Source organism: Amycolatopsis sp. NPDC051045, assembly GCF_040682955.1.
In the GTDB taxonomy this organism is placed as follows: Bacteria; Actinomycetota; Actinomycetes; order Mycobacteriales; family Pseudonocardiaceae; genus Amycolatopsis.
On the sequence record NZ_JBFBCC010000008.1, the window covers coordinates 1 to 22,482 of the forward strand.

Consider the following 22,482-nt stretch of genomic DNA (forward strand, 5'->3'; position numbering starts at 1 on the left):
GCACCCGTGAAGGCTTGTCGAAGAAAGAGATCATCCGCTGCCTCAAACGCTACATCGCCCGAGAGCTCTACCAGCTGATCACCACAAATGATCTTAAACGGAGCTCTTGACCTCCATAGGAGCATCCTTCCTCCGACGACACGCCGGGAGCCACACGGCTCCCGGCGTGTCGTCCATCCAGGTACGCGAGTCGTCCATCTGAGTGCGCGTGTCGTCCGCCCGGGTACGCGTGAGAGCCCCTCAAGCGCGCGAGTTCCGTGTACCGGAGCGGACGACTTGCGTACGTGGATGGACGACTTGCGTACCTGGACGGACGACACGCGTGCCGGGATGGACGACACGGGCGGCGGGCGGGTCAGGCGCGCTGGCCGGACCAGGCTGCCCAGAGCTTTGCGTACTGACCGCCCGCGGCGACCAGGTCGTCGTGGGTTCCGGACTCCACGACCGCGCCCGCGTCGAGGACCACGATCCGGTCGGACGCCGCCGCCTGCGTCAGGCGGTGGGCCACCACCAGGGCCGTGCGTCCCGCCAGCGCTGCCGCGGCCGCCGACTCCAGCACCTTCGAACCCGCGCTGCCCGCTTCGGCCGTGGCTTCGTCGAGGATCGCGATCGGCGGGTCGGCCAGCACCAGCCGGGCCAGGGCCAGCTGCTGCGCCTGCGTCACCGTCAGCTGGTGACCGCCTTCGCCGACGACCGTCGCGAGGCCGCCCGGAAGGGACGAAACCCAGGTCAGCGCCCCCACCTTCGCCAGCGCGGCCCGCAGTTCGGCGTCGGTCGCCGACGGGCGGGCCAGCCGCAGGTCGTCGGCCAGCGAGCCCGCGAAGACGTGGACCTCCTGGCTGATCAGCCCCACCGTCCGCCGCGTGGCTTCCGGCCCCAGCTCGTCCAAGGACACGCCGCCGAGCGTGACCGAGCCCGCGTCCGGGCGGTGGATCCCGGCGATCAGCTTGGCCAGCGTGGTCTTCCCGGCCCCGCTGGCGCCGACCAGCGCCACCCGTTCGCCGGGCGCGACACCGAGGTCGACGTCCCGCAGCACCGGGTGACCGTCCACATAGGAGTAGCCGATTCCCGCGGTCTTCACCGACGCGTCGACCGGCCGTGACGGCTGCGTGGGCGACGCCTCGGCGGGCAGGTCGGCGACGCCGATCAGCCGCGCGAGGCTCGCCGCGGCCGCCTGCGCGTCGTCGACCAGCGCCAGCGCGGTCGTGATCGGGCCGAACAGGCTGTGGAAGTACAGCGCCGCCGCCGTCGCGACGCCGACCGTCACCGCGTCCGCGCCGACCAGCAGGAACCCCAGCGCCAGCACCGCCGACAACCCGACGAACTCCGCCAGGTTGAGCCGCGCGTAGAACCGCGTCACCAGGCGGATTCCGCGCAACGCGAGCGAGACGGCCGCGTCGGACCGCTCCCGCACCCGCTCCAGGTGCGTGTCCGCCAGGCGGAACGCGCGGACCGTCTTCGCCCCGCCGATGGTGTCCAGCAGCTGCTGCTGTTGCGCCCCGACCGCCTCGCGCTGGGCGGCGTACAACGGCTTCGCGCGCGGCACGTACCAGCGCACGGTCCACAGCTGGATCGGCACGGCCAGCAGCGCGGCCAGCAGGAACCGCCAGTCCAGCACGGCCAGCGCGCCGAGCGTCAAGACGACCGTCAGCACCGAGCGGCCCAGTTCGGGCAGCGCCTGCCGGACGCCCTCGGCGACCACCGAGACGTCGTTCGTCACGCGGGCGGTGAGGTCGCCGGACCCGGCGCGCTCGAGCTGTTCGAGCGGCAGGCCGAGGGCGCGTTCGACGAAGCGTTCGCGCAGCTCGGCCAGGATCGTCTCGCCCAGCCGCGCCACCAGCGACACCCCGATCGCGGTCGCGACCGCCTGCGTCACCGCGACGAGCACCAGCCCCACGACCGGCGTGACCAGTTCGGCCGCCGGCCGGCGCGTGGCGACCAGGTCGACGATCCGGCCGAGCAGGGGCGCGGTGAGCAGGCCGATCGCGGTGGCCGCGACGAGCGTCGTGAACGCGGCGGCCGTCCGGCCCTTCGCCCGGCCGGCCAGTTCGCCGACGACGGCGCGGATCCGGCGGCCGTCGGCCACGGGGAGGAGTTCGCGGGTCACGAGAGCACCGCCGCTCGGTAGTCGGGACGGCCGGTCAGCTCGGCGTGACTGCCTTCGCCCGCGATCCGCCCGTCGTCGAGCAGGACGACGCGGTCGGTGGCGGCCAGCAGCGCCGGGCTGGTGGTCACGAGGATCGTGGTGCGGCCGCGCCGCAGTTCGGCCAGCCCCGCGGCGATCCGGGCCTCGGTGACCGTGTCGACGGCGGTCGTCGGGTCGTGCAGGACCAGCACCGGCGCGTCGGCGGCGAGCGCCCGCGCGAGCGCGACCCGCTGGCGTTGCCCGCCCGACAGCGACCGCCCGCGTTCGGTGACGGCGGTCTCGGCGCCGTCGGGCAGCGCGCTCGCCACCTCGTCGACGGCGGCCGCGGTCATCGCCTCGGCGGCCAGCGGTCCGGTCGCGATGTTCTCGGCGACCGTTCCGGCGAACAGGTCCGCGTCGTGCGCGGCGACCAGCACCACCTCGCGGACCCGGCCCGGGTCCACAGTGGACAGATCGACCGCGTCGACCGACACCGAGCCGCCCGCGGGATCGGCGGCGCGGCCGAGGCAATCGAGCAGATCCGTCGCGGCGGCCGGGTCGGTGGCGACCACGCCCAGCAGCTCGCCCGGCCGGGCTTCGAAGCCGACGTCGAGCAGGGCGCCGCGGTTCAGCGCCGACAGCTTGACGTGCCCGGCCGCCGGAACCGGCAGCGTCGCGTCCCCGGCGCCGACGGCCGGCGGCGCGTTCAGCACGTCGGCGATCCGCGCGGCCGACGCCCGGCCCTGCGCGAGTTCGCCGTTGACCCACGAGAAGATCGTGAACGGCGTGATCAGGTACTGCGCGAGCCCGACCGCGGCGACCAGGTCACCGACGCTGATGTCGCCCGCCGCGGCGAGGTGGCCGCCGACCAGGGCGACGACCGCGATGAAGATCCCGGTGAGCGCCAGCAGCGCGCCGTTGTGCCACGCCTGGGCGCGGGCCGCACGCAGCGTCGCCCGCAGTGAGTCCTGGCTGGTCCGCCGGTAGCGGTCGACGGCGGCGCGCTCGGCGCCGACGCCCTTCAGCACGCGCAGCCCGGCGACGAGGTCGGTGGCGACACCGGAGGCGAACGCGGAGCGCTCCTGTTCGGCCTCGCTGCGGCGCTCCAGCGGCTTGCCGATCAGGTGCGCCAGGTACAGCATCGGCGGCGTGCCGAGCAGCACGAGCAGGCCGAGCGGCAGCGACATGGTGAGCAGCACGACGGCGCTGACCAGCAGCCCGGCCAGGCCGGCGACGCCGAAGGGCAGGACGCCGTTGACCGTGCCGACGCGCTTGGCGTCCGACGTGCCGATGCTCACCAGTTCGCCGGCGAGGGTGCCGGAGTCGGCCACGCCGCCGGGGTGCAGCACCCGGCGTCCGACGTCGAGGCGCAGGTCGTGGGCCGCGCGTTCGGCGGCGCGCTCGCCGAAGCGGGCACCGAGGCGGTAGCTGGTCGACAGCGCGGCGAACAGCACGCCCAGCACCACCAGCCAGACCAGCAGCGTGCCCACCGAGCGGCCCGCGACGGCTTGGTCGATCACCACGCCGATCACCACCGGAACCAGTGCTTCGCCGCCTTGGTGGCCCGCGGTCAGCAGCGCCGCGAGCACCACCGATCGTCGTTGCCCGGCGATCGACCGGCGGAGGACTTCCCGTCCCGTCGTGCTCACCCGCGCCTCCCTGTCCAGAGCTGGGATAGGTAAGGCTAGTCTAAGTAAAGAAGTTACGGGAACACGGTGGGCTTCGTCTCGGTCCGCGGTTCGGTCGCCGGCTCGCCGAACCGCGCCAGGGCGAGCGCGGCCAGCACGGCGAGGGCGAACCCGGCGACGGCGACGGCCGCGAACCCGGGCCGGGTGCGGTCGCCGAGCGCCAGCACGCCGACCAGCGACGGGAACACCGTTTCGCCGAGCACCATCATCGCCGTCGAGGTGGTGACGCTGCCGCGCTGCAACGCCGTCGCGTAGAACAGCATCGCCATCCCGCCCGCGACCGCGACGGTGTAGGTCGCGGGGTCGGTGAGCAGGTCCAGCGGCGCGAGGCTGGGGATGATCCGGCCGGCGATCGCGACGACGCCGAAGCACAGCCCGGCGACGAGCCCGAGCGCCGGCGTCCTGATGCGGCGGTTCGCCTTGCCCGCGGCGATCCCGGCCGCGGCGAGGACGGCGACGGCGCCGACGAGGGTGAGCCGGAAGCCGAGCCCGACCGGGTCGGAGCCCTCGCTCTCGGCGGCGGCGCCGAGCAGGGCGAGCCCGGCGCACACGACGGCGATGGCCGCCCACTCGCGACGGCCGAGCCGCACGCCGAGGAACCGCGCGGCGACGGCGGTCACGGCGAGGCTCGCGGCGAGCGCGGCCTGGACGACGAACAGGGGCAGGACGTGCAGGGCGGCGATCTGCGCGACGAACCCGAGGACGTCGAGGAACAGTCCCAGCACGAACTTCCCCTGGCCGAGCACGCGGACCAGCAGTTTCGGGTCGACGCCGTCGGCGCCGGTGTCGGTGGCCCGTGCGGCGACCGACTGCATCACCGAAGCCACGCCGTACGCGCATGCCGCGCCCAAGGCGCAGAGCAGTCCCCACCACATGCCGATCACTCTATGGCGGGTTTTGTCGGACCCGCGAGGTAGGTTGCGGTCATGTCGAACACGAGTTCGAAAACGCACCGGCGGTGGCCGGCGCCCGTGGCCGGCGACGAGCTGCGCCTGCTGCTGGATTTCCTGCAGTTCCTGCGGGCTACAGCGGTGAACAAGCTGGCCGGGCTGCCCCGCGAGCAGGCGGCGGCGACGCCGTTCCCGGCCTCGCCGCGGATGAGCGCGCTGGGCGTGGTGAAGCACCTCACCGCGGTCGAGCGCTGGTGGCTGGCGATCGAGGCGGGCGGAGCGGACCTGCCATCACTGTGGGTGGGCAGCCCGGATCCGAGCTGGGACCTCGCGCCGGACGACACGCCGGCCACGGTGGTGGCGGCGTACAAGGCGGAGTGGGCGAGGGCGGAGAAGGCCCTGCGCGGGCTGGGCCCGGACGACCGCACCCGGCGGCGGTCGGAGTTCACCGTGCGGTGGGTGGTGGCGCACGTGGTCCAGGAGACCGCGCGGCACGTGGGGCACCTGGACGTGCTGCGCGAGCTGGCGGACGGGGAGGTGGGCGAGTGACGGAGCAAACCGGGTGACCGGGTCGCTACCCTGGATTCGTGGCCGTCGTCGCGGAGTACCGCCGATTTACCGGCCCCCTGGCCCTTTCCGGGTGCCGGCGGGGTTCCGGTGCCACGTCCGCGGCCGGCGCTGCCTGAACAGGCTGCGCCCCAGCGGCTCGATTCGATCCACCTCTGATTCCCGAAGTCCGCCCCGGCTGGGCGGGCACCGGGTGCAGCCTTCGCCGAGCCGTGACCGTCCGTCCGCACTGACCTCGCCGGGTGTCCGGGCCAGGGGGAGCCGTCCCCACTGCCGTCCCGCTCACCTCGGAGGTTCTGTCATGCCCGAAGCACTCACCCCCGCCCAGCTCGCCCGCGATCTCGCCGTCCGTGATCTCACCGATCCGGCCGCCGGGCCGCATGCCGTCCAGCTCGTCGTCGACCGGGCCGTCGCGGCGGTGGCCGCCCGGTGGCCCGGTGCCGTGCGGCGGTGGCCGGGCGACCGCGTCGTCACCATCGCCGACAACTACGACAACCTCGGCTACGACCCGGCCGACGTCACGCGCGATGCCCGCTACACCCGGTACGTCGATGCCCGCCACGTGCTGCGAAGCCACTCCAGCGCGATGATCCCGGCGGCGCTGCGGGCCCTGGCGGCGAACCCGGCCGATGACGTCCTGCTCGCCTGCCCCGGCGTCGTCTACCGCCGCGACAGCATCGACCGGCTGCACAGCGGCACACCCCACCAGCTCGACCTCTGGCGGATCACCCGTGGCCCCACCACCCGCGCCGACCTCGAGGAGATGGTCGCCGCCCTCGTCCCCCACGGCCGGTGGCGGCTGGAACCGCGGCGCCATCCGTACACAGTGGACGGTGCCCAGCTGGACGTCGAGCACGCCGGCGGCCGGCTCGAGATCGGCGAGTGCGGGCTCGCCCACCCCGCCGTCCTCGCGCGCGCCGGACTCGGGGACGGCTGGTCCGGGCTCGCGCTCGGCCTGGGCCTCGACCGGATGGTGATGCTCCTCAAGGGTGTCCCGGACATCCGCCTGCTCCGCTCGGCCGAGCCGGCGGTCGCCGCCCAGATGACGGACCTCGCGCCGTACCGGCCGGTCTCGGCGCTGCCGCCGGTGCGCCGCGACCTCTCGATCGCCGTCGCCGCCGGCGACCGGGCCGAGGACCTCGGCGACCGCGTCCGCGACGCCCTCGGCGAAGACGCCGACGTCGTGGAGTCGGTCGAGATCCGGCAGGAGACGCCCTGTGCCGGGTTGCCACCACAGGCGCGGGCGCGGCTGGGTGCCCGGCCCGGCCAGAAGAACCTCCTGGTCCGCCTGGTGCTCCGCCCCCTGGACCGGACGCTGTCCGACCACGAGGCGAACGTCCTGAGAGACCGCGCGTACGCGGCGTTGCACCAGGGGAGCGTGCACCAGTGGGCCGGCTCAGGCCTGCAGTCCCCGGATCACGAGCGCGGCGAAACGCCGGGAAGCCGCGACGCGGGCCGCCGGTGAGGCGCCCTGGATGCCGCTGTTGGCCATCAGGACGAGGATCACGTCGTCCAGCTCGACGTCGGGGCGCAGGCAACCGGCTTCCTTGGCGCGGCGGGTCAGCTCCGCGATCGACTGCACCGCGCGTTCGCGGTCCGCGGCGAAATCCAGCGCGTGCGGGAACTCCGCCGTGAACGCCGCGGTGAACCCCCGGTCGCGGGCGTGCAGCTCGAACAGCCCCTCGACCATCGAGGTGAAGCCGCGCCACGGATCGCGGTCGGCGAGTCCTTCGTCGACGATCGCGTAGCACGCGTGCATCCGGTCCGCGAACGCCTCGGTGGCCAGCGCCTCCTTGGTCGGGAAGTGGCGGTACAGGGTCGCCGGGCCGACGTCGGCGCGGCGGGCGATCTCCCGCATCGGGACGGCCAGGCCGTCGGCGGCGAACACCGCGCGGGCCGCCTCGAGGATGCGTTCGCGGTTGTCCCGCGCGTCCGAGCGCAGGAGCTGAGACAAACCCTCGGTCACTTCCTCACTTTAGCCAACCGGACGCCGGCGTCCGTTACCGTCCGCTGTCGATCATCGATCCCGGAAGGACGGAGCAGACGGTGAAAGCAGTCGCGGTGCAGGCGTTCGGCGGTCCCGGCGGGCTGGCGGTCGTCGACCTCCCGGTCCCGGACCCGGCCGGCGGGCAGGTGCTGATCACGACCGAGGCGATCGGCGTCGGCGGCGTCGACGTCCTGATCCGCAGCGGCGCCCTCGCCGCCTACGGCTTCCAGGACGGTCACGTCCTGGGCGGCGAGATCGCCGGCACGGTGGCCGCGGTCGGCGACGGCGTCGACCCGTCCTGGATCGGCCGCCGCGTCTGGGCGTTCGCCGGCGTGGGCGGCGGCTACGCCGAGCAGGCGGTCGTCCCGGCCTCGACGCTCGTCCCGCTGCCGGAGACCCTGTCGCCCGTCGACGCGGTGACCCTCGGCAGCTCCGGGGTGGTCGCCCACTTCGGCCTGCGCCACGCCCGGTTCGCCCCCGGCGAGTCGGTGCTGGTGCGCGGCGCGGCCGGGGGCATCGGGATCATGGCGGTCCAGCTCGCCGCCCGCGGCGGCGCGGGGGCGATCGCGGTGACGACGTCGTCGGCCGAACGCGGCGAGCGCCTGCGGGAGCTGGGGGCGACCCACGTCCTCGGCCGCGACGGCGGAGGAGCCGACGGCACGGGCTACGACGTGGTCATCGACGTCGTGGCCGGTCCGGATCTCCCGTCGTTCTTCGCCCGGCTCAACCCGAACGGCCGCCTGGTGGCCGTCGGCGCGGTCGCCGGCGACCCGCCCGCCGACTTCGGCAAGGCGCTGTTCGCGGCGTTCCGGAAGTCGCTGTCGTTCGCGACCTTCAGCGCCGACACCGTGCCGGTGGCCGACCGGACCGCCGCGACCGCCGAGCTCTTCACCGGCGGCCTGCGTGCGGTCGTGCACGAGGTGCTGCCCCTGGACCAGGCCGCGCTGGCGCACCGGAAGCTGGACGCGGGCGAGGTGTTCGGCCGGATCGTGCTGACCACCGGGAGCTTCGGCGGGGCACGCGACAACGCAGGGGCGTGACCGAGGCCGCCGCGGTCACCCACGCCGCCGCGACGGCGGGGAACGGACCGTAGGGTGTCCGGCATGACTGATCGGCTCTACTTCCGGCAGCTGCTGGCCGGGCGCGACTTCGCCGTCGGCGATCCCGTCGCGACGCAGATGGTGAACTTCGCCTACCTGATCGGCGACCGCGAAACCGGGGACGCCGTGCTCGTCGACCCGGCCTACGCGGTGCAGGACCTGCTGGACGTCCTGGCGCAGGACGGGATGCGGCTCACCGGGGTGCTGGCGACCCACCACCACCCCGACCACGTCGGCGGCGAGATGCTCGGCTTCTCGCTGCCGGGCATCGCCGAGCTCCTCGCGATCGAGCAGGTGCCGATCCACGTCAACGGCGCCGAAACCGAGTGGGTCCGGCGGGTCACCGGCGTGTCCGGCACCGACCTGCGCGCGCACGACCACGACGACGTCCTCGACGTCGGGGCCATCCCCATCCGGCTGCTGCACACGCCCGGACACACCCCGGGCAGCCAGTGCTTCCTGGTCGAGGACAAGCTCGTCTCGGGCGACACGCTGTTCCTGGAAGGCTGTGGCCGCACCGATTTCCCGGGCGGCGACGCCGACGAGATCTACCGCAGCCTGCAGGCGCTCGCCGGCCTGCCCGGCGATCCCGTCGTCTACCCGGGGCACCAGTACTCGGCCGAGCCGTCGGCCGCGTTGTCGGAGGTGAAGCGCACCAACTTCGTCTACCGGCCGCGCTCGCTCGACGAATGGAAGGTCATGTTCGGCGGCTGAGCCAAGCCGTTCCACGGGGTGAAACGCGGCGCGTTCACGGAGTGGGCGCGCATTGACTTCGCTTCCCGGGGACCGGAAGGTCGGGACCACGCAACCCCGATCGTCCCCGTCCCCGGGAGAAATCCGTGTCGATTTCCACCACGGGCGTGCTTGCGCACGTCCGAAAAGCCGCCGACGGGCCGCCGCCCCGGCCGGTCCGGCGTCCCGATCTGCGGCGCTGGATCAGCCCGGTGGTGCTCGTCGCCGCCTGGCAGATCGCCAGCGCCACCGGTGTCCTGCCGCCCGACAAGCTCAGTTCACCGTGGACGGTCGTGCAGGCCGGCATCGAAGCCGCGCGCAGCGGCGAACTCGGCGAGGCCTTCGCGGTGTCGCTCGGCCGGGTCGGCGCCGGCTTCGCGCTCGGCGCGGTCGCCGGGGTCCTGCTCGGCATCGTCTCCGGGCTGTCCCGCTGGGGCGAGGCGCTGGTCGACCCGCCGGTGCAGATGCTGCGCACGCTGCCGTTCCTCGGCCTGATCCCGCTGTTCATCCTGTGGTTCGGCATCGGCGAGGAGACGAAGATCGTGCTGGTCGCGCTCGGCGTGGCCTTCCCGCTCTACCTCAACGTCCATTCGGGAATCCGCGGCGCCGACCCGGCCCTCGTCGAAGCTTCGCGCGCGCTCGGGTTCAGCCGCGCGGAACGGCTCTGGCACGTCGTCCTGCCCGGCGCGCTGCCGCAGGCGATCGTCGGGCTGCGGCAGTCGCTCGGCCTCGCCTGGCTCGCGCTGATCGTCGGCGAGACGGTCAACGCCGACGCCGGCGTCGGCTACCTCATCAACAATGCGCGGGAGTTCCTGCGGACCGACGTCGTGGTCGTCGGGCTCGTCCTGTACGCCCTGCTGGGCCTGGTCACGGACGCGCTCGTCCGGCTGCTGGAACGGAAGGTGCTGCGATGGCGAGCCCGGTAGCCGAGGTCCGCGGCCTCACGAAACGCTTCGGTGCCCGGACCGTCCTCGCCGGTCTCGACCTGACCGTCGAACGCGGCGAGTTCGTCGCCCTGCTGGGCCGCAGCGGCTCCGGCAAGTCGACGCTCCTGCGGGTGCTGGCCGGTCTCGACGGCGACGTCGAGGGCCACGTGGACGTGTCCGGGACCGTCTCGGTCGCCTTCCAGCAACCCCGGCTGCTGCCGTGGCGGAAGGTCTGGCGCAACGTCGTCCTCGGCGTGCGTCAGGACGGCGTCGGGAAGTCCCGCAACCGGGCACTGGCGGACCGGGCACTGGCCGAGGTCCAGCTGGCCGCGCACGCCGACGACTGGCCGCTCACGCTGTCCGGCGGCGAAGCCCAGCGCGTATCGCTCGCCCGCGCGCTGGTGCGCGAACCCGACCTGCTGCTGCTCGACGAGCCGTTCGGCGCGCTCGACGCGCTCACCCGGATTTCGATGCACGGCCTGGTCCAGGACCTCTGGCGGCGGCACCGGCCGGGCGTGCTGCTCGTGACCCACGACGTCGACGAGGCCCTGCGCCTCGCCGACCGGGTGCTGGTGCTCGACGGCGGCCGGATCGTCGCCGGGCACCGGCCGCACGAAGCCGCCGGCCACGACGACCTCCGCCGCCGTGTGCTGGCCGACCTGGGAGTGACCGAAGATGCAGTGGCGTAACGGAGTGGCCGTCGTCGCGGCGGCGCTCGCGGTGAGCGCGTGCGGAACCGCGATCGGCGAAGGCCCCACCGCCGTGCCGGCGCCGGTGAGCGCGGCGGACCTGGCGAAGGTGACGCTCAAGGTGGGCGACCAGAAGGGCGGGGTGAAGTCCTTGCTCACCGCGGCGAACCTGCTGCAGGGGACGCCGTATCAGGTGGAATGGGCGACGTTCACCTCCGGCCCGCCGCTGCTGGAGGCCGCCTCGGCCGGCGCGATCGACGCCGGGCGCGTCGGCAACACGCCGCCGATCTTCGCGGCCGCCGCGAAGGCGAAGATCAAGGTGATCAGCGTGTCGCGCAGCAACGTCGAGCGCGAAGCCGTCCTGGTGCCGCCGGACTCGCCGCTGCGGGACGTCGCCTCGTTGAAGGGCAAGACGATCGGGGTCGCGAAAGGCACCTCGGCGCACGGGCAGCTGCTGAACACCCTGCACAAGAACGGCTTGTCCACAAAGGACGTCAAGCTGAGCTTCCTGCAGCCGTCCGAGGCGTACGCCGCGTTCACCCAGCACACCATCGATGCGTGGGCGATCTGGGACCCCTACACCGCGCAGGCCCAGCTCGAGGCCCACGCGCGGGTGCTCGCCGACGGCCGGGGCGCGTCGAACGGCCTGGGCTTCCTGACGGCGAGCACGGCCGCGCTCGGCGATCCGGGCAAGAACTCCGCCCTGCGCGACTTCGCGGTGCGCGTGGTCAAGGCGCAGAAGTGGGCCGACACGCACCGCGACGCGTGGGCGCAGGCGTGGGCCAAGGAAACCGGCTTGAAGCCGGAAGTCGCGCAGAAGGCCGTCGAGGCGGGCCGCGACCTGCCGATCGTGCTGGACGACTCCGTCGTGGCGTCCGAACAGCAGCTCGCGGACGCCTTCACCGACGAGAAGACTTTGCCGGGCAAGGTGGACTTCGCCGCCTTCGTCGACCGGCGGTTCGGTCCCGACCTGGACCAGGCGAGGAGCAACGGATGAGCATCAGGCTGCACTGGTTCCTGCCCACCAGCGGTGACGGCCGCACGATCGTGGAACGCTTCCACGCCAACCGGTCCGCGGGCCCGGCCGCCCAGCGCGACCCGGACCTGGACTACCTGGCCCAGGTCGCCCGCGCCGCCGAGCGGCAGGGCTTCGAAGGCGTCCTGACGCCGACGGGCACGTGGTGCGAGGACGCGTGGCTCACCACGGCCGCGCTGATCCGGGAGACGACCCGGCTGAAGTTCCTGGTCGCCTTCCGCCCCGGCGTCCTCTCCCCGACGCTCGCCGCGCAGATGGCGGGCACGTTCCAACGACTGTCGGGCGGCCGGGTGCTGCTCAACGTCGTCACCGGCGGCGACGCGGTGGAGCAGCGCCGCTTCGGCGACTGGCACGACCACGACGCCCGGTACGCGCGCACCGACGAGTTCCTCACCATCGTCCGCGGCGTCTGGTCGGGTGAGCCGTTCACCTTCGCGGGCGAGCACCTGAGCGTGGCGGGCGCGACGACGCTGGCCGCGCCGGATCCCGTGCCGCCGATCTACTTCGGCGGCTCGTCGCCGGCCGCGCTGCCGGTCGCGGCGCGGCACGCCGACGTCTACCTGACCTGGGGCGAGCCGCCCGCGCAGGTCGCCGAGAAGATCGGCAAGGTCCGCGAACTGGCCGCCGGGCGGGACATCCGGTTCGGCGTCCGGCTGCACACGATTTCCCGGGACACCTCGGCCGAAGCCTGGGCGGAGGCGCAGAAGCTGCTCGACGCGCTGAGCCCGGAACAGGTCGCGAAGGCGCAGGCGCAACTGGCCGCGAGCGAGTCGGTGGGGCAGCAGCGGATGGTCGCCTTGCACGGCGGCCGGTCCGGCGGCGGCGTCCGCGCCCTGGAGATCCACCCGCACCTGTGGGCCGGCATCGGCCTGGTGCGCGGCGGCGCCGGCACCGCGCTGGTCGGCAGCCACGAAGAGGTCGCCGACCTGATCGAGGAGTACCACGCGGCCGGCGTCACGGAGTTCGTGCTGTCGGGCTACCCGCACCTGGAAGAGGCGTACTGGTTCGGCGACGGCGTCCGGCCCGTGCTGGCGCGGCGCGGGCTGCTGAAGGAGTTCGTCGCCTAGCTCCAGCGGGTCGAGGCGTAGGCGACGATGTTGTCCCGGTAGGACCGCTTCGCCGCGTCGAAGCTCCCGCCGCAGGTGATGAGCCGCAGCGCGCTGCCCGGCGCGGGTCCGTACACCGCGTCGGTCGGGAACGCGTCCTTCGGGTAGCGCTGGACACCGTCGACGACGAACCGGGTCTCCCGGCCGTCCGAGCGGGCGACGAACACCTCGTCGCCGTCACGCAGGTCGCGCAGCCGGAAGAACGGCGCCGGCCCGGACCGGGAGTCGACGTGCGCAGCGATCACCGAGGGGCCCGGGTCGCCCGGGACCGGGCCGGCGGCGTACCAGCCGACGTCCGCGAACCGCGCGGGTGCTTCCAGCCGGTGATCGGCGCCCAGCCCGAGCGGGACGAGCGCGGCCGCGTCGACGCCGATGGCGGGGATCCGCAGCCGGACCGGGCGGACGTCCGCGGCGGCGGGCAGCGGCTGGGGCCCGGTCGCCGGTTCGGGTGCGGACGAGGACGGGACGACGGACGGCGGTGCGGCCGGGGCCGCCGAGCAGCCCGCGGCCAACACGGCCACGACGAGCAGTACGCCGAGGTCAGCGCGCACGAGCCGCCCGGCGTCCCAGGAGGAGCGCGGCCAGCAGCCCGGCCGCCGCGAACACCGGCCAGAGCGGTGTCCCGGACGACGGCGCCGTGCCGCCGCCCCCGGTCTCGACGCCGAACTTCGGCGGTTCGGGCAGCGTCGCGCCGTCGGAGATCGGGTTCGCCTTGAGCGCCCCGGCGTCCTCGGTCACCAGCAGCGTCGTCGACGTCCCGGCCTTGACGTCGACGTCGGCGGTGGACTTCACCGAGCCGCCGCTCAGCTGCAGCGGCCAGCGTCCTTCCGGCACGTCGACGTAGGCCGACGTCCGGCCGTACGGCGCGTCCTTGGCCAGTGAGAGGCCCCGCGGCCCGTCGACGCTCACCGGCGTGATCGCCGCCGACCCCTCGACGACCCGGACCCGGCCCTGGCCCGCGGCCGGCGGGGTGAGGTCGTCGGTGACCAGGTCACCCTGGAGCGAGCCGCCGGGGCCGTTCGTGAAGACCAGCAGGGAGTAGGCGCTGCGCTCGGCGATCGAGATCGTCGCCGACAGCGCGGGGGGAGTGCTCGACGAGGCGCCGGCGGGGCGCATCGACAGCGTGTACTCGCCGGGGCCGAGCGAGGAGTACGGGGTGACCGCGCCGTACCCGGCCTTGCGGATGACGACCTTCTGCGCCTGGCCGAACGGCGCGAAGTAGATGTCGACCGGCGGCACTTTCGGGGACAGGTGGCCGACCCGGATCCAGCCGACGCCCGGACCGGGGGCGGTCGCCGCCTCGGCCGTCACCGGCGTCAGCGCGACGAGCAGGAGGGCTGCGGCGGTCAGCCCGCCGGGTCTGAGCAGGAGCTGGGGGAGAGTACGCATGGCAGCGGCCTTTCGCCGGGTCAAGGGGAGGAGAACGGGACGAGCAGGCCCGTCGGCGCGAACAGCGGATAGGTGACGAGCACGCCGTCGGCGGTCCGGGTGACCGAGGACGGGCGGAACAGATCGCGCTGGCCGGTGTAGAACGCGGCCGCGCCGTCTGCGCCGCCGGTCAGCAGCACGCGGCGGCGCGGCCGGCCGGCGGGGTCTTCGCCGGGGATTTCGGGGAAGGCGCCGACCGTCGCCGGCTGGAGCGCCGCGAGCGCGGCGATCGTCGCGATGAGCCGGGGGTCGACCTGCCCGGCGCGGAGCACGGCGGCGGCGTCCGGGGTGAAGGTGATCCTGGGCGAGGCCGTCAGCGCCGCACCGGCATGGGCGCGGGCCGACGCTTCCGACGCTTCCGACGGTGCCGCCGGGTCGGTCAGGGGCACGCCCAGCCGGGAAACGGTGACGCGGCGGTCGCCGGTGCCGAACACGGCGGTCGTCACGGTGCCGGCGAAGGCGGCCTCGAGGGCGGGATAGCGGCTTCGGAGCCCGGCCTCGTCGTCGCCGAAGACGGCCCACTCGGCGGGCGGGCAGGTGGCCGCGCACGCGGCGGGCGAGGCCAGCATGCCGGTCGGCCAGCCGGCGTCGGCGAGTTCGGCCCAGGCGGCGTCGTCGACGAGCAGCCGGGCGCCGGAGGCGTTGGCCCGCAGCCAGTCCCGCGCCGCGGCGAGGGGCCCGGACCGGTCGGTCGACAGCGGTAGCGCCGGGTAGCCGTACCCCCAGCCGACGGCGACCGTCGCGACGAGGACGACCGCGCCCGCCGCGACCGCGGGGGACCGGCCGGTGGGCCACCGGTGCGCCGCGGTGCGTGGCCGGGTGACGGCTTGGGCGACCCCGGCCAGCAGCAGCGGGGTCACCGGCAGCAGCAGGGCGAGTACGGCGGTGCCGGGGACGCCGGGGATGAGCAGGGTCGCGGCGAGCAGCAGGCCGGACACCGCGAACGGCCGCAACGAGGTGACGGCCAGCGCGGCCACCAGCGCGACGGTCGACAGCACCGCCCACGCCGGGTCGAGCGCGACCCAGTCGGCGACGGACGGGCGGCCCGCGGCCGCGAGGTGCGGCCGCAGCACGGCGGCCGCCGGGCCGAACGCGATGCCCAGCCCGAGGTTGAGCAGCACGGCCACCAGCGCCGCCCGGGCCGGCCCGCGCCGCACCAGCAGCCAGCCGGCCGCGGGCAGGATGGCCAGGGCCAGCGGCGAGGTGAGCACCGCCGCCAGCAGGCACCCCGCGGCCGCGACGTCGTGCCGGATCCGCGCGCCGGGCTTGGTGATCAGCACCAGCGCGCCCAGTGCCCACACCGCCGCCAGGTGCTCCACCACGACCAGCCGCTGCAGGCCGAGCGCGAGCGGTGACGCGGCCAGGAGCGCCACCGCGGCCGCCGACGCCCACCGCGTCAGGCCCAGCCGGCGCGCCAGCACCCACAGCAGCAGGGCGCCGGCCACCGCCGTCACGATCATCGTTTCGCGGACCGCCGCCAGCGCCGTGGCCGAGCGGCCGAACGCGTCCGACACCATGGTGGCGGCCGAGAGCTGCAGCCAGCCGAACGGGCTGACCCCGGCGCCGCCCGCGTCGGTGAACGGCGTGAGGTGCCCGAGCGCGTAGGCGTGGGCGACGTTCGCGGCTTCGGCGGGCAGGGCCGGGGCCGGGGCGGCGAGGGCGAGCACGCGCAGGCCGCCGGCCAGCGCCAGCAAGGCGAGCACGATGTCCAGCGACAGCAACCACTGCGCGGCCGGCGGACGGGTGCCCGCCGGTGGAGGACGCGTGGCGGGGGAGCGGCCCGAGAACGTCGTTCCCCGGCTGTGCTGGGCCATTGGACGGATCGTAGCCGCTCGCGATCACCGGTCCAGCACGGGGCGGTCACGTTCAGCCGGACGGCCCAGCCGGCGGAAAAGCGTTGTCCCGCAAGATTATTTCCGACTGTCCGCAGTGGATCCGGAAAGTGTCCGGGTCAACGCGAGTGCGACCGTCCGGACGGCCGGAGCGACCCGTTCGGTCCGCATCCGGTTGGCCCAGCCGGAGATCGACACCGCGGCCACCGCGACGCCGCGGGAATCGAGCAGCGGGCTGGCCGCGCACACGACGCCGACGCCGGATTCCTCGCGCTCCAAGGCGATCCCGTCCTCCCGGATCCGGGTGAGCTGACGGCGCAGCAGGCCGGGCGCGGTGATCGTCCGCGCGCTCAACCGCGGCAATCCGGCGTCGATGACCTGATTCACCACGGATTCCGGGGAAAACGCGAGGATCGCCTTGCCGACGCCGGTGGCGTGCGCGGGGAACCGGCCGCCGATGCGCGAGGGCAGCGTCGGCGCGTCCGGGCCGCGCAGCACGTCGAGGTACACGACCTCGGTGCCTTCGAGCATCGCGAGGTGGACGGTGTTGTGCGTGGCCTCGCGCAGATCCGCCAGGTACGGGCGGGCCGCCTCGACCAGGCCGCGGCGGGGCGAGGCCAGTTGGCCGATTTCGAACAGGCGGAGCCCGAGCCGCACCGCGCCGGCTTCGCGTTCGAGCAAGCCGGTTTCGGTCAGGTGCCCGACGAGCCGGTGCACGGTCGTCTTCGCCAGGCCGGTCCGGCGGGCCAGCTCGGACACGCCGAGGGTCTCGTCACCCGGCCGGAAGGCATCCAGGAGCGCGGCGAGCCGGGCCGCGACGAGGCCGTCGCCGCTCGCGCCGTCGTTCCGCCCAGCGGTACGCATGGGTTGAGTGTGCCCGATCCGCCGCGCGACTGTCAGCAGGTGGGAGGTGAGGTCAGTGGCCGTCGGCGCCGAGGACGAGTTTCACGCAGTGCGCGACGAGCCGCTCGCGCGACACCTTCAGCGACCCGTCGAGGTAGGCGATGAAGACGTTGCTCAGCGCGCCGACCAGCCCGACGGCGACCATCCGGCGTTCGGTCTCGTCGCCGTGGGACAACTGCTCGCCGACGAGCGCGGCGAACACCGGCAGCAGGTGCAGGCCCCGGCGGGTGAGTGCGGGGTCGGTCAGCGGGGCGAGCAGCAGGATCCGGCCCTTGCGGGGGTCGTCGACGATCAGCTCGACGAACGCGCGCACGGCGTTCTCCGCCCGCAGGAGGGGGGTGGGGGCGTCCCGCACCGCGTCGACGAGCGCCTGCCGCGCCTCTTCGCCGACGTGCTCGTACACCGCCGCCACCAGCTCTTCGCGGTCGGCGAAGCTCTCGTAGAAGTAGCGCTCGGTCAGCTTCGCGTGCCGGCACACCGCGCGGACGCTCGTCCCGGCCGAGCCTTCGGTGCCCAGCAGGGCGAGGCCGGCGGCCACGAGCTGCTCGCGCCGGAGCGCCTTCCGGTCGTCCAGCGTCGTGCCCGCCCACGTGCGGCCCGGCATGGCGGCTCCTCGGTTGACTACGTGTGTTGTCAGATCCTAGCCTGACAACACACGTAGTCAGTTCAGGACTCGACGAGGAGCCGCCGATGACCCGGGAGACACCCGAACCGCTGGGGCCCGACTCGCTGACGTGGAAGTACTTCGGCGACTGGCGCGGCCTGCTCATCGGCCTGTGGGCCGGGTCGATGCAGAACATGCACCCGGGCCTCGGCGCCGGCGTCGAGCAGCACTCGCGGTTCTTCGAGGAGCGCTGGCAGCGGCTGTTCCGCTCGCTGTACCCGATCGGCGGGGTGGTCTACGACGGCCCGCGCGCCCACCGCACCGCCCTGGAGGTCCGCGGCTACCACGACCGCATCAAGGGCGTCGACGCGCAAGGACGGCGCTACCACGCGCTCGACCCCGACACCTACTACTGGGCGCACGCGACGTTCTTCGTCAGCACGATCCTCATCGCCGGCCACTTCACGGGCGGCATCGGCGAGGCCGAAAAGCGGCAGCTGTTCGACGAGCACGTCCGGTGGTGGCGGATGTACGACATGACGATGCGGCCGGTGCCGGAGAGCTGGGAGGACTTCCAGCGCTACTGGAAGCACATGTGCACCGAGGTCCTGGAGGACAACAAGGCGACCAGGGACGTCCTGGACATCCGCGGGCTCGGCAGGCCGCCGTTCCTGCCCTGGCTGCCGGACGCGCTGTGGCGGCCGGTCCAGCGGGTGATCGCCCGCCGCTTCGTCTGGCTGACGATCGGCCTCTACGACCGCGAGATCCGCGACCGGCTCGGCTTCCGCTGGACCGACCGCGACGCGCGGCGGCACCGGCGGTTCGGCAAGCTGGTCGACGCCGTGTTCAAGCTCGTCCCGCACGACCGCCGCTACCACCCGCGGGCCCGCGCCGGCTGGCGTCGCGTGCGCGGCGAGGTGGCTCCGGACGCGCCCGTGGTCGAGACTCCACGCAGGAACCTGCCGCCGCTGCCGGAGCGGGGCAAGCCCGAGCACTACGCGCCGAACGTCTAGGAGGCATTCGTGAAGCTGGGATTCCACGTCGGGTACTGGGGCAGCGGCCCGACCCCGGGCGCGCTGGAAGCGGTCCTCAAGGCCGAGGAACTCGGCTTCGACTCGGTGTGGACGGCGGAGGCCTACGGCTCGGACGCGTTCACGCCGCTGGCCTGGTACGGCGCGGCCACCAGCCGCATCCGGCTCGGCACCAACATCGTGCAGATGGCGGCGCGCACCCCGACCGCGACGGCGATGAGCGCCATGACGCTGGACCACCTCTCCGGCGGCCGGATGGTGCTCGGGCTCGGCGCGTCGGGCCCGCAGGTCGTCGAGGGCTGGTACGGCCAGCCGTACCCGAAGCCCCTGGCCCGCACGCGGGAGTACGTCGACATCGTCCGGCAGGTGATCGCCCGCGAGGCGCCGGTGACGCTCGACGGCGACCACTTCCAGCTGCCGCTCAAGGGCGGCACCGGGCTCGGCAAGGCGCTGAAGCCGACGGTCCACCCGCTGCGCAAGGAGATCCCGATCCACCTGGCCGCGGAGGGCCCGAAGAACGTCGCCCTGGCCGCGGAGATCGCCGACGGCTGGCTGCCCCTGTTCTTCTCCCCGAAGAGCAACGGCTTCTACCAGGCCGCGCTCGAAGAGGGCTTCGCACGGCCGGGCGCCCGGCACACCCTGGAGACGTTCGAGGTGCCGTGCTCGCTCCCGGTGATCGTGCACGACGACGTCGAGGAGGCGGCGGGCTGGATCAAGCCGTCGCTCGCGCTGTACATCGGCGGGATGGGCGCGAAGAGCGTCAACTTCCACCACGACGTCTTCGCGCGGCTCGGCTACGAGGACGTCGCCGACAAGGTCCAGGAGCTGTACCTGGCCGGCCGCAAGGAGGAGGCGACGGCCGCGATCCCGACGTCACTGGTGGAGGACACGTCGCTGATCGGACCGCCGGCGAAGATCCGCGAAGAGCTGAAGGCGTGGGAGGACACCGTGGTCACGCAACTGCTCCTGCGCGGTGACGCCGCGACGCTGACGAAGATCGCCGACGCCCTTTTGTGACCGGGTAGCGCGGGTCGCTCCGTGTCCTCGGTCACGGCGATGGCACGATTCCCCTCGACCCACCGGGCGAGTGCGCCCGGCACGCCTTCGAGGAGGACCATGGCGACGCTGTCCGGCCGGACGAGATTCCGCTATTCGCTCGGCTCGTTCGTCACCGGGTCCTTCGGCACGGTCCCCGGCCTGGTCCTGGTCAAGTACCTGACCGACACGATGGCCGTGCCCGCCGGCTGGGCCGCCGCGATCGTGTTCGTGCCGAAGGCCTGGGACGTGCTGTTCAACCCGATCGCCGGCCGGCTGTCCGACGCCGACCTGCTCAAGACCGGCAGCCGGCGGCGCTTCCTGCTCATCGGTGGCATCGGCGTGGCGATCCTGTTCGCGGCGATGTTCGCCCACCCCGGGTTCGGCGCCCCGCTGCCGGACGCGCTGTACGTGGCGATCACGTTCGCCCTCTGCGCCACGGCGTACGCGTTGTTCCAGGTGCCGTTCAACGCGCTGCCCGCCGAGCTGACCGAGTCGGCGACCGAGCGCACGAAGCTCACCAGCGTCCGCATCGGCGTGCTGGCCGTGACGATCCTGATCTGCGGCGGCGGCGCCCCGGCGATCACCGCCGCGATCGACGGCGTCGCCGGCTACCGCGTGATGGCCGTGGTGATCGGGCTGATCGTGCTGGCCGCGACGCTGCTGGTGTACTTCGGGCTGAAAGACGCGCCGGTCGGCTCGCTGCGGCCGAACACCGTCAACCGCAAGGAGCTGGTGCGCACGCTGGCCGCCTGGCGGCCGTTCCGCTGGCTGCTCGGCACGTACTTCATCCAGGCGCTGGGCATCGGCACGGTGCTCGCCGCCATCCCGTTCTTCGCCCAGCGGATCCTCGGCAGCGAGGGGTACGGCACGATCCTGTTCGTCATCTTCGTCGGCCCGGCGCTGATCACCATGCCGCTGTGGCCGCGGCTGGGCGACCGGGTGGGCAAGCTCAACGGCTTCCGCCTGGCCACCGCCGCCTTCGCGGCCGGGCTGCTCGGCCTGGTCTTCGCCCAGTCGATCCCGCTGGTCGTGTCGTTCGTCTTCGTGGCGCTGTGCGGGGTCGGGTACGCCGGGATCTCGGTGTTCCCCCTGGCCATCCTGCCCGACCTGATCACGGCCGAGGAGGAGCGCACCGGCGAGACCCGCGCGGGGATCGCGGCCGGCGTGTGGACCGCGGGGGAGACCCTCGGGCTGGCCTTCGGCGGCGGGCTCTGGGCGCTGATCCTGGCCTTCGGCGGCTACGTGTCCAGCACGGACGCCACGGCGTTCCAGCCGCACAGCGCGATCGTGGCGATCCTCATCGGAGCGTCGATCGTCCCCGGCGTGCTGATCGCGCTCGCGCTGCCGCTGCTGCGGCGCAAGGTACTGGAGCCGCGCCCGTGATCCCGCCCGAGGACGTCCTCGCGGCGCTGCGGGAGCTCCGCGCGGGTGACCTGCCGACCCACGGCGGCCGCACCCTGGCCTACGTCTACGACAGCGGGCTGTCCGAAGTGGACTCCCTGGGCGCGGCGGCGCACGCACTGGCGTCGTCGGCGAACGGCCTCGATCCGACGGCGTTCCCGAGCCTGCTCCGGTTGGAGAACGACCTCGTTTCCGCGGCCGCTGCCCTGCTCGGCGACGTTCCGGGCGTGGTCGGTTCGGTGACGTCCGGCGGCACGGAGTCGTGCCTGCTGGCGGTGCTGGCCGCTCGGGACGCGCGGCCTTCGGTCGCGGCACCCTCGATCGTGCTGCCGACCACCGTGCACGCGGCGTTCCACAAGGCGGCCCACCTGTTCGGGCTGCGGCGGATCGACGTCCCGGTCGACCCGGTGACGTTCCGCGCCGACCCGGCGGCGATGGCCGCGGCGATCGACGACTCGACGGTCCTGGTGGTGGCGAGCGCGCCGTCGTACGCCCACGGCGTCCTCGACCCGGTGCCCGAGATCGCGGCGGCGGCTTCCGCGCGGGGCGTCCGGATGCACGTCGACGCCTGCATCGGCGGCTGGGTACTGCCGTACTTCGCCCGCCTCGGCGCGGACGTCGGTCCGTTCGACTTCCGCGTCCCCGGCGTCACGAGCATCTCGGTGGACCTGCACAAGTACGCGTACTGCCCGAAGGGGACGTCGGTGCTGCTGCACGCCTCGGCGGAACTGCGGCGCACGCACTACTTCGCGAGCGCGGCCTGGCCGGGCTACACGATGCTGAACACGACGATCCAGAGCACGCGGTCGGGTGGACCACTGGCCGCGGCGTGGGCGGTGGTCCACCACCTGGGCGAGGAGGGCTACCTGCGCCTGGCCGCTTCGGCGCGGGAAGCGGTTTCCCGGATCCGTGCCGGGATCGCGGACATCGACGGGCTGCGGGTGCTCGGCGACCCGGTCTCGACGCTGATCGCGATCACCGGCGACGACGACGGCTTCGACCTGTTCACGGTGGCGGACGAGATGAAGGTCCGCGGCTGGTACGTCCAGCCGCAGTTCGCTTTCGCAGCCTCGCCGGTGAACCTGCACCTGACGGTCACCGCGGCGAACCGTGGCAGTGAGAAGGAGTTCCTGGCGGATCTCGCTGCTTCGGTCGACGCGGCCCGGGCGGCGGGCCCGGTGACGGTGGACCCGGCCGTGGCGGAGTTCGTGGCCGCCTTGGATCCGGCGACCCTGACGTCCGAGCAGTTCGCGGGCCTGCTCGCGGCGGCCGGCCTCGGCGGCGCGGCCGGCCTGCCGGAGCGGATGGCGCCGATCAACGCCCTGCTCGCAACGGCACCGGCGCCGTTGCGGGAGCGCCTCCTGCTGGAGTTCCTGGGCGCGCTCTACACGCCGTGACG

At 73.7% G+C, this 22,482-nt stretch carries 21 protein-coding genes; 12 read left to right on the top strand and 9 right to left on the bottom strand.

Annotation, left to right across the window (positions count from 1 at the left end):
• Window positions 1–355 precede the first annotated feature (355 nt).
• Genes AB0M80_RS19995 through AB0M80_RS20005 form a run of 3 tightly spaced genes read right to left on the bottom strand, consistent with a single transcriptional unit; the run spans window position 356 to window position 4,688 of the window.
• Window positions 356–2,107 carry an ABC transporter ATP-binding protein gene (locus tag AB0M80_RS19995; RefSeq protein WP_364566665.1) on the bottom strand — a complete coding sequence of 584 codons (1,752 nt, stop codon included), beginning with the start codon at window positions 2,105–2,107 and terminating at the stop codon, window positions 356–358.
• Window positions 2,104–3,774 (bottom strand): ABC transporter ATP-binding protein, encoded by a 1,671-nt coding sequence (locus AB0M80_RS20000; RefSeq protein ID WP_364566668.1) that lies wholly within the window; start codon window positions 3,772–3,774, stop codon window positions 2,104–2,106. The genes AB0M80_RS19995 and AB0M80_RS20000 overlap by 4 nt, the downstream gene beginning before the upstream one ends.
• A 53-nt stretch (window positions 3,775–3,827) precedes the next feature.
• Window positions 3,828–4,688, bottom strand: a complete 861-nt coding sequence (locus AB0M80_RS20005) for a hypothetical protein (RefSeq protein WP_364566670.1) — start codon at window positions 4,686–4,688, stop codon at window positions 3,828–3,830.
• Window positions 4,689–4,739: 51 nt separating this feature from the next.
• Here AB0M80_RS20005 and AB0M80_RS20010 point away from each other — a divergent pair, with 51 nt between their 5' ends.
• Entirely contained in the window at window positions 4,740–5,252 is a 513-nt protein-coding gene (locus AB0M80_RS20010; RefSeq protein WP_364566673.1) for a DinB family protein, read from the top strand.
• A 319-nt stretch (window positions 5,253–5,571) separates the two neighbouring features.
• Window positions 5,572–6,735 carry a hypothetical protein gene (locus tag AB0M80_RS20015; RefSeq protein WP_364566676.1) on the top strand — a complete coding sequence of 388 codons (1,164 nt, stop codon included), beginning with the start codon at window positions 5,572–5,574 and terminating at the stop codon, window positions 6,733–6,735.
• Here the strand turns inward: AB0M80_RS20015 and AB0M80_RS20020 are convergent.
• On the bottom strand, window positions 6,667–7,236 hold the full coding sequence (locus AB0M80_RS20020; protein WP_364566679.1) for a helix-turn-helix domain-containing protein: 570 nt from the start codon (window positions 7,234–7,236) through the stop codon (window positions 6,667–6,669). The genes AB0M80_RS20015 and AB0M80_RS20020 overlap by 69 nt on opposite strands.
• An 80-nt stretch (window positions 7,237–7,316) precedes the next feature.
• Between AB0M80_RS20020 and AB0M80_RS20025 the strand changes: the two genes are divergently transcribed.
• The 6 genes from AB0M80_RS20025 to AB0M80_RS20050 all read left to right on the top strand — a co-directional run bounded on the left by AB0M80_RS20025 (window position 7,317) and on the right by AB0M80_RS20050 (window position 12,807).
• Window positions 7,317–8,297, top strand: a complete 981-nt coding sequence (locus AB0M80_RS20025) for a zinc-binding dehydrogenase (protein WP_364566682.1) — start codon at window positions 7,317–7,319, stop codon at window positions 8,295–8,297.
• A gap of 63 nt (window positions 8,298–8,360) precedes the next feature.
• Window positions 8,361–9,071: an MBL fold metallo-hydrolase gene (locus AB0M80_RS20030; RefSeq protein ID WP_364566685.1), complete on the top strand. Its 711-nt coding sequence runs from the start codon at window positions 8,361–8,363 to the stop codon at window positions 9,069–9,071.
• Between the two features lie 125 nt (window positions 9,072–9,196).
• Window positions 9,197–10,015, top strand: coding sequence for an ABC transporter permease subunit (locus tag AB0M80_RS20035; protein ID WP_364566687.1), 819 nt, complete (start codon window positions 9,197–9,199; stop codon window positions 10,013–10,015).
• Window positions 10,000–10,704, top strand: coding sequence for an ABC transporter ATP-binding protein (locus AB0M80_RS20040; RefSeq protein WP_364566690.1), 705 nt, complete (start codon window positions 10,000–10,002; stop codon window positions 10,702–10,704). The genes AB0M80_RS20035 and AB0M80_RS20040 overlap by 16 nt, the downstream gene beginning before the upstream one ends.
• Complete coding sequence (locus AB0M80_RS20045; protein WP_364566693.1) at window positions 10,691–11,701, top strand: ABC transporter substrate-binding protein; 1,011 nt, start codon at window positions 10,691–10,693, stop codon at window positions 11,699–11,701. The genes AB0M80_RS20040 and AB0M80_RS20045 overlap by 14 nt, the downstream gene beginning before the upstream one ends.
• The gene (locus AB0M80_RS20050; protein ID WP_364566696.1) at window positions 11,698–12,807 is read left to right on the top strand and encodes an LLM class flavin-dependent oxidoreductase; all 1,110 of its coding nucleotides are present in this window, start codon (window positions 11,698–11,700) and stop codon (window positions 12,805–12,807) included. The genes AB0M80_RS20045 and AB0M80_RS20050 overlap by 4 nt, the downstream gene beginning before the upstream one ends.
• Here AB0M80_RS20050 and AB0M80_RS20055 read toward each other — a convergent pair.
• The 5 genes from AB0M80_RS20055 to AB0M80_RS20075 all read right to left on the bottom strand — a co-directional run bounded on the left by AB0M80_RS20055 (window position 12,804) and on the right by AB0M80_RS20075 (window position 17,613).
• Entirely contained in the window at window positions 12,804–13,367 is a 564-nt protein-coding gene (locus AB0M80_RS20055; protein ID WP_364566699.1) for a class F sortase, read from the bottom strand. The genes AB0M80_RS20050 and AB0M80_RS20055 overlap by 4 nt on opposite strands.
• A 19-nt stretch (window positions 13,368–13,386) precedes the next feature.
• Window positions 13,387–14,235, bottom strand: coding sequence for a DUF4397 domain-containing protein (locus AB0M80_RS20060; RefSeq protein WP_364566702.1), 849 nt, complete (start codon window positions 14,233–14,235; stop codon window positions 13,387–13,389).
• A gap of 20 nt (window positions 14,236–14,255) precedes the next feature.
• Window positions 14,256–16,088, bottom strand: a complete 1,833-nt coding sequence (locus AB0M80_RS20065; protein WP_364566704.1) for a glycosyl transferase — start codon at window positions 16,086–16,088, stop codon at window positions 14,256–14,258.
• 96 nt (window positions 16,089–16,184) lie between these two features.
• Window positions 16,185–16,970 (bottom strand): IclR family transcriptional regulator, encoded by a 786-nt coding sequence (locus AB0M80_RS20070; RefSeq protein ID WP_364566707.1) that lies wholly within the window; start codon window positions 16,968–16,970, stop codon window positions 16,185–16,187.
• Between the two features lie 52 nt (window positions 16,971–17,022).
• Window positions 17,023–17,613 carry a TetR/AcrR family transcriptional regulator gene (locus tag AB0M80_RS20075; RefSeq protein WP_364566710.1) on the bottom strand — a complete coding sequence of 197 codons (591 nt, stop codon included), beginning with the start codon at window positions 17,611–17,613 and terminating at the stop codon, window positions 17,023–17,025.
• Between the two features lie 86 nt (window positions 17,614–17,699).
• Between AB0M80_RS20075 and AB0M80_RS20080 the strand changes: the two genes are divergently transcribed.
• The 4 genes from AB0M80_RS20080 (at window position 17,700) to AB0M80_RS20095 (ending at window position 22,480) form a co-directional block, all read left to right on the top strand.
• The gene (locus AB0M80_RS20080; protein WP_364566713.1) at window positions 17,700–18,626 is read left to right on the top strand and encodes an oxygenase MpaB family protein; all 927 of its coding nucleotides are present in this window, start codon (window positions 17,700–17,702) and stop codon (window positions 18,624–18,626) included.
• 9 nt (window positions 18,627–18,635) lie between these two features.
• A complete protein-coding gene (locus tag AB0M80_RS20085; RefSeq protein WP_364566715.1) occupies window positions 18,636–19,661 on the top strand; it encodes an LLM class F420-dependent oxidoreductase in 1,026 nt (341 codons plus the stop codon).
• Between the two features lie 99 nt (window positions 19,662–19,760).
• Window positions 19,761–21,065, top strand: coding sequence for an MFS transporter (locus AB0M80_RS20090; RefSeq protein WP_364566717.1), 1,305 nt, complete (start codon window positions 19,761–19,763; stop codon window positions 21,063–21,065).
• A complete protein-coding gene (locus AB0M80_RS20095) occupies window positions 21,065–22,480 on the top strand; it encodes an aminotransferase class V-fold PLP-dependent enzyme (protein WP_364567623.1) in 1,416 nt (471 codons plus the stop codon). The genes AB0M80_RS20090 and AB0M80_RS20095 overlap by 1 nt, the downstream gene beginning before the upstream one ends.
• The last annotated feature ends 2 nt before the right edge of the window (window positions 22,481–22,482 follow it).

Coding starts and splice junctions, on each gene's coding strand:
- AB0M80_RS20005 (WP_364566670.1), bottom strand. CDS start 4,688: ATGTGGTGGGGACTGCTCTGCGCCTTGGGCGCGGCATGCGCGTACGGC.
- AB0M80_RS20010 (WP_364566673.1), top strand. CDS start 4,740: ATGTCGAACACGAGTTCGAAAACGCACCGGCGGTGGCCGGCGCCCGTG.
- AB0M80_RS20015 (WP_364566676.1), top strand. CDS start 5,572: ATGCCCGAAGCACTCACCCCCGCCCAGCTCGCCCGCGATCTCGCCGTC.
- AB0M80_RS20030 (WP_364566685.1), top strand. CDS start 8,361: ATGACTGATCGGCTCTACTTCCGGCAGCTGCTGGCCGGGCGCGACTTC.
- AB0M80_RS20040 (WP_364566690.1), top strand. CDS start 10,000: ATGGCGAGCCCGGTAGCCGAGGTCCGCGGCCTCACGAAACGCTTCGGT.
- AB0M80_RS20045 (WP_364566693.1), top strand. CDS start 10,691: ATGCAGTGGCGTAACGGAGTGGCCGTCGTCGCGGCGGCGCTCGCGGTG.
- AB0M80_RS20050 (WP_364566696.1), top strand. CDS start 11,698: ATGAGCATCAGGCTGCACTGGTTCCTGCCCACCAGCGGTGACGGCCGC.
- AB0M80_RS20060 (WP_364566702.1), bottom strand. CDS start 14,235: ATGCGTACTCTCCCCCAGCTCCTGCTCAGACCCGGCGGGCTGACCGCC.
- AB0M80_RS20065 (WP_364566704.1), bottom strand. CDS start 16,088: ATGGCCCAGCACAGCCGGGGAACGACGTTCTCGGGCCGCTCCCCCGCC.
- AB0M80_RS20070 (WP_364566707.1), bottom strand. CDS start 16,970: ATGCGTACCGCTGGGCGGAACGACGGCGCGAGCGGCGACGGCCTCGTC.
- AB0M80_RS20075 (WP_364566710.1), bottom strand. CDS start 17,613: ATGCCGGGCCGCACGTGGGCGGGCACGACGCTGGACGACCGGAAGGCG.
- AB0M80_RS20080 (WP_364566713.1), top strand. CDS start 17,700: ATGACCCGGGAGACACCCGAACCGCTGGGGCCCGACTCGCTGACGTGG.
- AB0M80_RS20090 (WP_364566717.1), top strand. CDS start 19,761: ATGGCGACGCTGTCCGGCCGGACGAGATTCCGCTATTCGCTCGGCTCG.